The 13,118-nt window shown below is 43.5% G+C and carries 7 protein-coding genes; 4 read left to right on the forward strand and 3 right to left on the reverse strand.

Annotated features, from left to right (window positions below; translation table 11 throughout):
- Positions 1–364: 364 nt before the first annotated feature.
- A complete protein-coding gene (locus BLT18_RS03675) occupies positions 365–2,584 on the forward strand; it encodes an S-layer homology domain-containing protein (protein WP_091271354.1) in 2,220 nt (739 codons plus the stop codon).
- A 225-nt stretch (positions 2,585–2,809) separates the two neighbouring features.
- Here BLT18_RS03675 and BLT18_RS03680 read toward each other — a convergent pair whose 3' ends face one another.
- Both BLT18_RS03680 and secA2 read right to left on the reverse strand, forming a co-directional pair.
- Entirely contained in the window at positions 2,810–3,721 is a 912-nt protein-coding gene (locus tag BLT18_RS03680; protein WP_091271356.1) for an accessory Sec system S-layer assembly protein, read from the reverse strand.
- Positions 3,721–6,090, reverse strand: coding sequence for an accessory Sec system translocase SecA2 (gene secA2, locus BLT18_RS03685; RefSeq protein WP_091271358.1), 2,370 nt, complete (start codon positions 6,088–6,090; stop codon positions 3,721–3,723). Before secA2 ends, BLT18_RS03680 begins: the two co-directional genes overlap by 1 nt.
- Before the next feature lie 168 nt (positions 6,091–6,258).
- On the opposite strand from secA2, the gene BLT18_RS03690 reads away from it, so the two are divergent.
- On the forward strand, positions 6,259–7,686 hold the full coding sequence (locus BLT18_RS03690) for an S-layer homology domain-containing protein (RefSeq protein WP_091271360.1): 1,428 nt from the start codon (positions 6,259–6,261) through the stop codon (positions 7,684–7,686).
- Positions 7,687–8,213: 527 nt separating this feature from the next.
- Here BLT18_RS03690 and BLT18_RS03695 read toward each other — a convergent pair.
- The gene (locus BLT18_RS03695; RefSeq protein ID WP_091271362.1) at positions 8,214–9,047 is read right to left on the reverse strand and encodes a tetratricopeptide repeat protein; all 834 of its coding nucleotides are present in this window, start codon (positions 9,045–9,047) and stop codon (positions 8,214–8,216) included.
- A gap of 321 nt (positions 9,048–9,368) precedes the next feature.
- Between BLT18_RS03695 and BLT18_RS03700 the strand changes: the two genes are divergently transcribed.
- Complete coding sequence (locus BLT18_RS03700) at positions 9,369–11,045, forward strand: N-acetylmuramoyl-L-alanine amidase (RefSeq protein ID WP_091271364.1); 1,677 nt, start codon at positions 9,369–9,371, stop codon at positions 11,043–11,045.
- Between the two features lie 460 nt (positions 11,046–11,505).
- Positions 11,506–13,005: an S-layer homology domain-containing protein gene (locus BLT18_RS03705; RefSeq protein WP_091271366.1), complete on the forward strand. Its 1,500-nt coding sequence runs from the start codon at positions 11,506–11,508 to the stop codon at positions 13,003–13,005.
- The last annotated feature ends 113 nt before the right edge of the window (positions 13,006–13,118 follow it).

The raw sequence follows: 13,118 nt of genomic DNA on the forward strand, positions 1-13,118 counted from the left end.
ATGAACGTACAGGTTAAGTGTTGTTAACATACGGAGACCCTGCTGGAAACAGAGCGAGCTGAACCTTCTTTTTTCGGACACTTGTGTTTTTTAACCAAGTCAGCTGAAGTTGTGTCCGCGGAACGTGCAGAATATTAATGAAGCAATGATAGAAATAACTGTTATCAGCAAACTATCTGATTTTATTTTCATGAACTATTCAGACTGTCCTATGATTACTATACGTTTGTTCCCGCCTCTTTTGGTTGTATCTTTATACATCTATTAATCTTTCAATTGACAGTTTCCGACAATTGGAATATTCTACAATTAGTGCTTTTTACATAGATTGGTAGATACATATAATGGGAGAGGATTTATACAAATGGGAATAAAAAGAACCATAAAACGCAGCATGACTGCTGTGTTGTCGACGTCGTTGTTTGTTGCCGCAGCGCATACAGCCGGGGCTTCGTCTTTTCAAGTAAGTCCAGGAGTTACATATGAAAGTGATGCGGCACATGGAGCTAATGTGTTGACCGTTGATATAACGGAGAACTACAGCGAACTTGATATTGGGGTGCCCGAGCCGCTGAATCAGTTACAAACCACTTCTGAGCAATCAAGGAATGCAACAAGAGAGGGGCATCGGGTGGTAGGTGCTATTAATGCTTCCTTCTTTGATATGGGAGCTGGTTCGACGCAGCTGCCTTTCAGTATTATTACAAAAAACAATGAAATTATAAGTTTCGGGCGTGTATCGGAAGGCAGAGAACATTATCGCAGTGAACCGATTGTTTTTGGCGAGACGCGGGATGGAAAAGTTGCAATTGGAGAATATCAAGCGCGTGCCCATACTGAAGTGAATGGAAAAACAGTCACGGTGGATAATATCAATGCGACGCGCCGAAGCAGTGAAGCTGTCTTGTTTACACCGGCTTATATAGATAAACGGACAGGAACAAACCAGTACGGCGTGGAAATTATCGTCGAGCAAGCCAGTGGCAATCCGGAAAGTTTTTCGTTTGGTGAGACATTGAGCGGTACAGTTACAGCTATACGTGACTATGATGCTGTTGGTAATGCAGCTATCCCAGAAAACGGGTTTGTTATCTCAGCGAACGGGGACAGATATGACCAGCTGAAAGATGTTTCTGTTGGAGATTCTATTTCTGTTAAAGCAACGATTAATAATCAATGGCAAGACGCATCCTTTATTCTAGGGAGCGGCCCGCAGCTAGTAAAAAATGGAGAAGTCAACATTACGATGGATCCTAACAGCTGGCGTTATAAGTCACAGACAGCGCGTACAGCTGTTGGAGTGAACGCTTCTGGTGATAAAGCGTTTATGGTGACCTTGGATAACGCCGATATAGGAGAGCTTGCTAGATATATGAAGAATATCGGTGCAGATCGAGCGCTTAATTTTGACGGCGGCGGTTCGACCACACTCGTTGCAAGACAGCACGGGGATGAATATGCAAGTGTCATGAACCGTCTGTCTGCGGGCAGTGAACGTGCTGTGTCGTCTACGCTTCAAGCGATAAGTACGGCACCAACATCGGAGCTTGCCCGCTTGGTTCTTTCGAGAGAAAGCGGCACGCTTTTAGTTGGCCATGAGATAGATATGTCATATACATATGGAATGGATAAATACTATAATCCTGTTCAAGTAGATGGCAGTGCGATTACGTGGACAGTTAGCAATGACATCGGTTCTATGAACGGAAATACATTTACTGCTGAAAACAATGGTGAAGGAAGGATTCAAGCCAATGTAAATGGCACCCAAGTAGGTTCTGCAGCAGTAGAAGTAACAGATGCGTTTGACAAGTGGAACTTGTCGCATACACAGCTTACGCTCGGAACAGGAGAAAGTCAGCAGTTATCTGTCAATCCCGCACTTTCTAATGGAGAAAAACTGTTGTTTGATCAATCACAGATAGAGTGGGACGTAAGCAGTGATATTGGAACTATTACGGCAGACGGCACATTTACTGCTGGTAATGAACCAGGCTCAGGAAATATTACGGTAACTCTTGCTGGACAAGAACGGGAAATTCCGGTAAGTGTGGCAGCACCACCAATGTTTCAAGATGTAGCTCATGATTATTGGGCAGCAGAGGCTATTGAGTATTTGGCAGAAAGAGACATTGTTAATGGGTACGATGATGGAACGTATCGTCCGGGTATGCATTTGAAACGCTCTCAAGCGGCACAAATTCTCGTTCGCTCGTTTGACTATGACACAGCGAACCGGCCGAATCCAGACTTCGCTGATGTCGATTCCGGTTTTCACGCGTATGACGTGATAGCTGCGGTGGCTGATGAAGAAATTATGCGCGGTTCTGATGGGCGCTTTCGACCGAATGGAGAATTGACACGCGCGCAAATGGCGGTCATTCTTGCTCGCGTCTTTGACTTAGAAAGTGAGACAAAGCAGACGTTTCAAGATGTGGACAAAGATTATTGGGCGTACGAAGAAATTGAGGCACTGGCAGCACACGGAATTGGACGCGGAAGCGATGGTCATTTCCGTCCTGGAGAGCCAGTCAATCGGGCGCAATTTGCGGTCTTTATGGAACGGGCATTAGAGGATTTATAAACAGCTTAAGAGGCAGGCTGGAAAAAACGTATAGGAACCAAAGAATAATCCAAACGATTTATAAATCGTTTGGATTATTTGTGGACACTTCAGGAAAGGCATCTTGGTTAAGGGATGAAAGGATAAGAAACATGGCGCCTTCCGCCATAAAGGCGCGGTGGCACCTTGAGTTTTCGCATATTATACACTGGAGAACTTGCATGCAGCAGCCGTGTGAGGATGCTGTTATTTCTTTTGCAGCGGGTAGGCTTTCCAGCTGCTTAAATCGATATGTTCTTTTTGTACAAGCTCCGTTGGAAAAATGAATGTCCATGGTTTGCTTGTGTTAGCTTTCACTTCAAATTGATCGAGGGAAAACCCGCCTTTTGCTACGACTTGAGAGTGGCTGTCTTCCACTTGCAGCGGAATTTGTTCAAGTGTAATGTTTTTGTTGCTGCCATTACGAATAAGCAGCGTCACATGCAGGGCACCGTCGTCTTTTTGCAGAGCTTTTAAGCCCATAAAATTGACTTCACCCGGTTTTGGCGGATCTAAGTTTTCTACCATCTCTTTTAGTTTGGATTTATCCTTTTCCGCAAGCGATTGTTCCCAGCTGTTATCAAGCTGCAGGCTATGTTTTCGCGACGATGGCTTGAGTTGAAAAGCCAGCTTCCATCCCTCTTCGGGTAAATCACTTGTGAACAATTCCTCGTCGTTAAAGGTGAAGTTCCATGGACGGCTGCTTTTTGCCGGGATTTCTCCAGCGCTTGATAAATCCACTGTCTTTCGGCCGAGTACATTATCTTTGGCGTCGAGAAAGACTAAGGTTGTTTCATGCAATGTAATGGTTTTGTTTAAGCTGTTACGAATAAACGCTGTGATTTGGCATGTGCCAGGCTCATTTTCCTGCAGACTAATACCAGAAAGGGAAATCTGGTTTGGTCTTAAAGCAGGACATTCCATATTTAGAAACTGGAATGAATACTGGTCTTCTTTTGACATCGTCCATTCCGGATGAAATGAAAGATCCGTATGTACCTCTTCCTCGGTGTTATCAGCCTCGCTTGTTTCGTTTAACAATTCCTCGGAGGAAACGGCTGATTCGTTTCCTTCCATTTTCGGGTTTCCGTTTTTCTTTTTACGAAAAAATGGGAGCATTATTTTTTCACCTCTTTTGGAACAACAATTGGTCGTAAGATTTTTGAAAGGTAGAGCGCTGCGTCTTGTTCAATCATGTCGTGCATCCGAGAAAACAGTTCATATCCTTCCCGTGTGAATACACGCATAGGATCTTCTTGTTGATAACTGCGTAAGCCAATGCCTTCTTTTAAGCGGGTCATTTCTTCCAAATGACTGAGCCAATGGCGGTCAATGGATGTGAGCAGCACCTTTCGTGCCTGCATTTGCACCGTATTTTTCTCGCGGAAATTTTCAATAACAGCCAAGTATTCCTCGGTGGCCTCTTCTACAATATCCATAATTTCTTTTCTTGACTCAACCGATTTTGGCAGCGTAATAGCTGGCTTTAAAATAATATGGCGAAGACGTGTTTGCAGTTCAGTCGTATTCCAGTCTTCAGGCAAGTATTCGTCCCCGCAATAACGTTCAACGAGCTTTTTTGTACTGGATTGGACCATTTCCATCCATGTGCTGAGCGGATCGTCTTGTTTGAGTACTTTATCGCGCAGTGTGTAAATAACGTTTCGCTGCTCGTTGGCGATATCGTCTAGTTTTAGTGTGTATTCCCGCAAAGAAGCATTTGCGTTTTCACACATTTCTTGTGCTAAATTGACGACGCGGTGAGCATCTTCGTTTAAGACGCGTCCGCCGTTATCTGTCTGTAAATTTTCTTTTAGCTTTTCGATGTCTTCTTCTCCAAAACGCAGCAGCATCTCATCTTCAAGAGAGAGAAACATCTGTGTTTCACCAGGGTCGCCTTGACGGCCGGAGCGTCCCTTTAATTGATTGTCGATACGCCTGTTTTCATGGCGCTCGGTGCCAAGCACAAATAAACCGCCCAGTTCTGCGACGCCCTCACCAAGCATAATGTCTGTACCACGTCCAGCCATATTGGTGGCGATGGTTACTTGTCCTTTTTGACCGGCCAGAGAAATGAGCTGTACTTCTTTTTCTACACTTTTAGCATTTAACAACTCATATGGAATTTTTTGTTCATCCAAATAGCCAGCCATAGTTTCGGACTGGATAATAGAAGAGGTGCCAATGAGGACAGGCTGTCCTTTTTGATACCGTTTTTCGACTTCGTTGGCAACGGCTTTGTATTTGTCACCTGCTGTTGCAAAGATAATATCTTCTTTATCCTCACGAATTCGTGTCTTATTGGTTGGTATTTGGATAACGTCCATTCCATACAGGTTCCGAAATTCTTGTTCTTCGGTTTTTGCTGTTCCTGTCATTCCAGCAATCGTTGGATACATGCGGAAATAGTTTTGCACGGTCAGCTGTGCTTGCGTTTTATTTTCTTCGGTAATTTCAAGGCCCTCTTTTGCCTCTAATGCTTGATGTAAGCCGTCGCTGAATGTACGGCCGTCCATGATGCGTCCAGTAAACATATCAACTAATTTAATTTCACCGTCTTTGACGATGTAGTCCACATCACGTTTAAACATGACACGCGCACGCAATGCTTGCAGCACAAAATGATAGAGTGTGTGGTGCTCAAGGTCATACAAGTTATTGATGCCAAATGCTCTTTCGACTTTGGTAATACCTGCATCAGTTAAACTAACAGACTTTGAAATCGGATCGTACAAATAATCGGTTTCAGCATCGAAACTACGTGCCATTTTCGCGCAGATTTGATAGAGGCTCGGGTTTACTTCGGTTTTGCCGGCGATGATAAGAGGAGTTTTTGCTTCATCTACAAGTACGCTGTCTATTTCATCAATGATGGCAAAATGATAGGGACGCTGTACTTTTTCATGTACGTTATAGACCATGTTGTCTTTTAGATAATCAAACCCAAATTCATTGCCTACGCCATATGTAATATCCGCTGCATAGGCGGCTTTCTTTTCATCTTTTGCAAGACGAGGGACATTTAGTCCAACAGTTAAACCAAGAAATTCGTGCACTTGACCAATTAACTCCCTGTCGCGCCGCGCTAAATATTCATTGACCGTGATGACATGCACGCCTTTTCCTTCTAATGCCTGCAAATAGCTGGGCAAAGAAGCAACAAGTGTCTTTCCTTCCCCGGTGGCCATTTCAGCAATGTCTCCGTCGTTTAATGTAAGCCCTCCTAACAACTGGACATCGTAATGACGAAGACCAATGACACGTTTTGATGCTTCACGAACAACGGCAAATGCTTCGTCTCTTATTTTATGTAAAGGCTCTCCGTTTTGAAGGCGTTCACGAAACTCTGGTGTTTTTTGCTGTAATTCTTCATCGGACAGCTTTTGAATCTCAGGTTCTAGTTTATTCATTCGGTCAACGATTTTCCGGTACTTTTTTAAACGGCGCTGTTGCTCGTCGCCAATAATCTTTTTTAATGAAGCAATCATGTTGTTCTCTCCTTATTTCAATGAGCTTTCTATCAATAACACTTGTATCAGTATATCATTTTCCCCGCGTTTATTTCATTAGGAAACCAATTTTTTTACAGTTGGATTGGAAGAGTTTGGTTTGTCCGTTATAATAGATTCATAGACAAAAAGAAGGGGGCAGCAAAGATGAAGAAAGGTTTGGGTGTGCTCGCAGCAGCTGGAGCAGCGCTACTTCTTAGTGTGCCGGCGCTAGCTGAAGAGAACACTGGTAAAGAAGAGAAAGACAGGCTGTCATATAAAGAGAAAAAAGACCTGCTCACGGAAACGGCATTAGAATATGAGATTCCGCCGGAAATTTTAAAAGCAATCGCCTATGAAGAAACTGGAATGAAACAATTTGACGAAGCAGGAAACGTCATAAGAAATGAAAATGACGATGGCGGCATTGGCATGATGCAGGTGACATTGGACGAAGATGATTTAATGAATCGCAACGTAGATAAAGAAAGGCTGGAACATGATACGGCCTATAATATTGAGGTGGGTGCACAGCTGTTAGAAGAAAAATGGAACTGGTCCGGCAATTTATTGCCTGCCGTAAATGATGGGCAGCGCCATATTCTTGAGAACTGGTATTTTGCAGTGCTGGCATACAACGGCTTAGATGAACGCAATGACCCGAATAAGAGCGGTGATACATATCAAGAGGGTATTTATGAAAGAGTTGCGAAAAGCAATCTCTTTGACGTGAGTGTGTTCGATTTGCCAGGGGTGGATACTGTTTATGAAAACGACAGCAACATTATGTCATTTGAAGAAAAACACGTGACAACGGAAACAAAGACACCTTCTTTACAGATGTTTAAAGAAGGGGATGATGTGTACAGTTACAGGGAATCTGGTAATTCTATTAATTTTCGTGAAGGCCCGTCGACAGGCACAGCACTATTAGGAAATGTCGCAGTATATACGCCGCTGACGGTAGAAGGAGCGCTTGAGCACGATAACAATCCGGCAAATCACTACGGCTTTTATCCGTTCTATTATTCAGACAGTCATGGCTACATGGCAAGCTCTTATGTTCAGGAAGGAGCAATAACAGCATTTCCGGACGTACGCGGTGATGAGCTGATTAAAGCAGTGGCTGAGCTGGAAGCCCAAGGCATTATTAATGGCCATGAAGACGGGACATTTAAGCCAAATGATCCGATAAAAAGAAAGCACGTGGCAGCAATGCTTGATAAAGCGCTGGACTTACAAGTTCCGGGTGATTATGAATTACAAGCAGCTGGCGTTGACAAGGACAACCCTTATTATGAGCCGCTGCGTGCAGTGGAGTATCACGGTATTATGACAGGAAGCAATGGTGATATCCGTAAAGAGGAAAATATGACGAGGGCACAAATGGCAAGTGTTCTCACAACTGCTTTAGCGGATTATGCTGAACCTGCCGGCGAACAGCATCACTTTGCCGATATTGGTTTTGATTACTGGAACTATGATGCTATTAATACGCTGTATCACAATGGGTGGACAACAGAAGATCCATATCGGCCAAGTGGAGATGTGACAAGAGGGCAGTTTGCGTTGTTTTTAACGAGAGCGATGGAATAATAGCAAGCAAGTGCAAAAAACTGTGTCAAAAGCCGTTCATCAAAAAATCCATAGGAAGATACAACTGGTTTATGGCGCAGTCTTAGGAAACAGCCTTTTGGTTACTCATAAAAAATCGCCTGCTTTCGTTCATGTGGTGGCTGATGCCTCCATTATACGAAAAGCGGCGATTTTTTGTATGTGTAACATGAAAAGCGAGCTCTAAATCACGAGGAGAGATGACGATAGGGGGGCTTTTTTCACTCTATCATCTTTGCATGGCAATCAGGTAAGATGCCTGCAGGGGGGCGGCTAAGACCAGACCCATTGTGTGGCTGACGCCGGCACTGGCACGTCCTGTACGTCGAAGCAAGAGCCGAAGATCCACCGACAGTGGTTTTCTGTCAATCAGCTGAAGTTTTGTCCGAGGAAAACGAACCGGAAGAGCCATCCAGGGTGAGAAAATATGATGTAAGACTTATAAATGAAAAGAGGGGGCTGCCAAAGGGTCGTTTTTTATGACCTTTTGACAGCCCTTCTTTTTGTATTTAATCAATGGAAGCATTTAAGTAATCTTCGTAGATGGTGAACGTATCGTCGCCGTATTGTTCTAAAAACTCAGCAGTTGGCTGGAAGGCTTTTGTTAGAGCGTCTCTGCGTCCTTTTTCATCCCCCATCGCGGTGTACACTTCACTCATACGGTAGTAATGAGTAGGATTTTCGCTGTCAAGAGCTGTTAAACGCTGGTAGCGCTCAAGGCTTTCATCTAACTCTCCGAGGGCAAAATAGGCGCGAGCAAGTGCCAATAATAAATCAGTGCCAGGCTGTTCTTCCTTTGCTGTTACTTCTTCCTCTAAATCAAACAGCAGCTGCGCTCCTTTATCAATATCATATCCGGAATTAAGCAGAAGCTTGGCATAGTTCAAAGTTGTCTTTTCGTCTTCTGGGTCTAGTTGATATTGCTGTTCCATCAAGTTAACAGCGTCTTCGACTAATGGCTCAGACGGCTCGCTTGTCCGTTCAACGTGAGCTTGCAGAGCATCCATATAGCGTTGGGAATAAGGGGCTGCGGCTGCTTCTTCTTCCTCCGCACGAAGTTCGCGTAAGTAAATAATGACTTCATTGTAACGGCCATTTTCAATTTCATCTTCCATAATGCTGTTAACATTCGTAGTTGTTAACGATTCATTACGAAAACGATTGGCTAGCTCCTGAACAATTTCTTCATTGTATGTGAAATTCTCATCCTGATATGCATATGTCTCAGTGTCCACCGCTTCTTCCTGGGCAATATAGCGCTCCATCGCGAGCGTGGAACATCCTGATACAAGGAGCAGACACATCGATAAGCCGATTAGTGTATATGCGTTCTTTAATGTCATATTATCACCTGTTTTGTAAGAAGTAACTTCTTTATTTTAAACGATATGCATGTGAAAAGAAAGAAGTGGAAAAAAGGGAAGGTTGTGTTATCAAAAAGATATATTTGTAATATAATTTTAATCTGAAATAATATATTTTTACTATTTTCGATATTTTTTGGTAAAAACCTAGTTAATCTATGACGAACATGCTATTCTAGTTGGCAGAAGGAGAAATATGGTGAAATTTACCTATTGTTAGGTGGTTTTTGTTTCCTTCGTCATTCAAAACCCCAAAGAGAGAAAGGAGAAGGGGATACACAGCAAAGAGGAGGATATGCATTGTTAAAGAAAGTTTCATATGTACTGCTAGCTCTGTCTCTTTTGCTTTCCATTGTTCCATCAATTGGGTTAAGTGAAGCAAAAGCGAATGGCGGGTATTCTGATGTAGGCAGCGGTCATTGGGCGTATGATGAAATTATGTACTTGAAGGACAAACGTGTAGCCACGGGAGACGAGACAGGAAGGTTTCGAACGACCGAATCTCTTAGCCGCGCGCAAGCATCTGTCATGATGACCAATGCGTTGAACGCAGGTGTTCTGAATAGTTCCTCTCCTTCTTTTTCCGATGTGAACAAAGGATTTTGGGCATACGGCTACATAGAAAGAGCCGCGGAGATGGGTTTTTTCCAAGGCAGAAACGGGGAATTTAACCCAAATGACAAAATCAGCAAAGCGCAAGTAGCAGCAATTGTTGCACGAGCTTTTTTTGGACAAGAGTCACAGCACAATAATCAATCCTTACAATATAGTGATATATCAGAAAGTTTTTGGGCTAACGGTTACATAGCAACATTAGTAGAAAACAATATAATAGAAGATACTGGGGCGTTTGAACCGAACACATCAGCGACCCGGGCTGAATTTGCTGTTATTTTGGCCAGGGCGATGAATGAAAACTTGCGCATTGGACAACAACCGGATAATGGCGGCAATGTCGATGAAACTCCAGGTGAGAAACCAGCAGAAGACGATGTGCTCTATGAAGGCGTGGTTCGTGCCAGTACACCATTAAACGTTCGTTCAGGGCCGGGTATGGAGCATAGTGTAATTGATACGCTTTCTAATGGCACAAGCATCGACGTATATGAAATGGAAGGCGACTGGTTGAAGGTGTATGTCGATAGCCGTCAAGGTTACGTGTACCATAGTTATGTAGACAAGGCAGACGGGGTAGGATCGGATGACGGCCAAAAACCTGCAGAGCCTATTTCAAAAGGCAAAGTAACAGCATCTAAGCTAATGGTCCGCTCTGGTCCGAGTGCAAGCTATGACAGCATTGGCAGCCTGAGTGCAGGCGAAGTTGTGGATATTTATGAACAAACAAATGGCAGCTGGGTCTTAATTAAATACAATGGAGATTGGGCTTATACACACAGCGGCTATATGAAAGAAAAGGGTATCGGCGAGAGCGTGTTAAACGGCAAGACAATCGTTATTGATGCCGGCCACGGCGGGCATGACCCGGGTGCACAAGCAAACGGATTAGTTGAGAAGAATGTTGTTCTGTCCGTTGCTCTTAGCGTAGAAGACTTGTTAGAAAATGACGGTGTAAATGTGGTGATGACACGCGATGATGATACGTTTGTTTCATTAAGCGGCCGCGTCAATATTGCTGAAAGAGCAAATGCCGATTCGTTTGTCAGCATTCACGCAAATGCTGCAACACCAGCCGCAGAAGGGGCAGAAACTTTTTATGATAGTTCTCATCAGGCGAAAGAAAGCCGTGAACTTGCATCAGCTATCCAAGACCGTCTCGTCAAAGATACGGGAATGAGTTACCGCCGTGTAGCCAACACTGGATTTTATGTAATCAAAAATACAACGATGCCAAGTACGTTAATTGAGCTAGGATTTTTAACGAACAGTCGTGATGCACAACGTATGAAACAGGCAGGTTACACGGATAAAGCGGCAAGGGCCGTATATAACGGCATAAAAGATTACTATGAATGGTAATAGTGATGACATTCCCACTAAAAGCGTTGCCGAAACCTTTTGGTGGGTTTTTCTTTTAGCCGTATGAGATAATTTCTGTAAAAAAGGTTCTAGAACGTTTGGTGAAGGTGTCAGCAGCTCCTTCTTTCTAGCTGGATGACTCTGCAGCTGCTGCTTGTGCCTGGACTGCTGTCGATCAGGTCATCGATGAGAAAAAATCAGCTTGTTGCTGAATTATTATGGCAGAAGCTGCCGTTTTTCTTATCCTTCTATCCTTTGCAAAGGTGAATGTCCTGAACGTGTAATGGAACACCGGTGTGTTCACCCTGACATTTGAACTAGGACCTAAAAATATAGATTTTCTATGGCGTTCACTTACTTGAAAAAAATGGTAGAATAAAAGAAGTTGTTTGAAAGATAGTCAAAAACAGGAATAAGAGGTGTAGAGTACGGTTTGAACCGTTGGACAGGGGGCGAAGATATGGTAAAAAAATTAGCTCTGGCAATTAGCATCTTATCTATTATGCTATGGATCGCTTTACCGCTTCACGCAGAAGAATCAATATTTTCTGATGTAGATGAATCATTTTGGGCTGCTGATGAAATTTCTTATATTGCACAACAAGATATTGTACACGGGTATGATGACAGTACTTTTCGTCCGGCCAATCATGTTAACCGCGCACAAACAGCTGCGATGATAGCCCGTGCGCTTGATTTAGAAACACCGCGCGAAAGCAGTCAGGTGTTTCATGACGTTGATGAAAGCCATGCTATGTATGATTCTATTACTGCTGTAGCAGAAGCTGGTATTATGAATGGAAGCGATGGCCATTTTCGTCCGCATGAACCGTTAACCCGTGCGCAAATGGCTGTTATTTTATCAGGAGCATTTCAGCTGACGGCAGAGGAAGAAGTAACTTTCTCAGATATTAAAAAAAGCTACTGGGCACACGATGCCATTCAAAACCTGGCTGCTAACAGGCTGACCAGCGGACACGCTGATGGCTCGTTTGGGCCGGGGGAAAAAACGACACGAGCTCAATTTTCCGTGTTTCTAGCACGAGCAATGAATGAGAGTTTTCGTGTAGAAACAATTAACCAGCCGCCCTCTGATGTAGATAGTGAAAGAGAAGCTTGGCATTTTCGCGGGATAACATTGGGAGATTCGCTGGATACACTGACAAACGTTCTGGGGGAGCCTGAATCCATTGAAACAAGCCGCTACGGATTCGATTGGTATATTTATCACAATGCTTACAATGATTATGTTCAATTTGGCGTTCAGGACAATAAGGTTGTGGCAGTGTATTGTAACCAAGATATATGGTCAGACCATTATGGGCTTGGCATTGATGATTACAAAGAAGACGTATCGAATGCTTATGGAGAGCCATTATCGTACATTACGAAAAATGACTCTCATTACAGCGTAGAAAGTGATACATCTGGTACGTATAAAGGCAGCGGCCGTTACACGACGTTTTTCTATGATGCCCATCGAAATCACCGAATCATGGCGGTTCTTCTCATCAATTCAAGCATAGAAGAATCATTTGATCAGTATTACGCAACACCAACCAAAGAAAGAAAAGAAAGCTTTGAGCGGCAAGTGTTTCACCTCGCTAATGCCCAGCGCAAGCGGTACGGTGAATCTGTGCTGGAGTGGGACGATACGGCGTCACAAACAGCTCGTGCCCACAGTGCGGATATGGCTGGCAATAGCTTTTTTGAACACACCAATTTAGACGGCCAAAGTCCTTTCGATCGGATGAGCGAAAATGGAATAACGTTTTATAACGCAGCTGAAAATATTGCCTATGGACAAGTGAGTCCGATATTTGCCCATGCCGGCTGGATGAATTCAAAAAGTCACCGTGATTCATTATTAGGACCTTATGAGCGGCTGGGTGTTGGTGTGGCATTTGATGAAGTGCGAAAACAACCATATTATACACAAAACTTTTATACACCGATGTAGTATTTCATTCCGCTGTCTTTTTATTGGAAAAGACGGCGGTTTTTGCCTGATTTGAGGAGTTTTTCATATTAGTGGTGCTCTCATTGGATTTGACATGAAATCGAAACTAGTCG

It is taken from the genome of Alteribacillus persepolensis (assembly GCF_900099605.1).
In the GTDB taxonomy this organism is placed as follows: domain Bacteria; phylum Bacillota; class Bacilli; order Bacillales; family Marinococcaceae; genus Alteribacillus; species Alteribacillus persepolensis.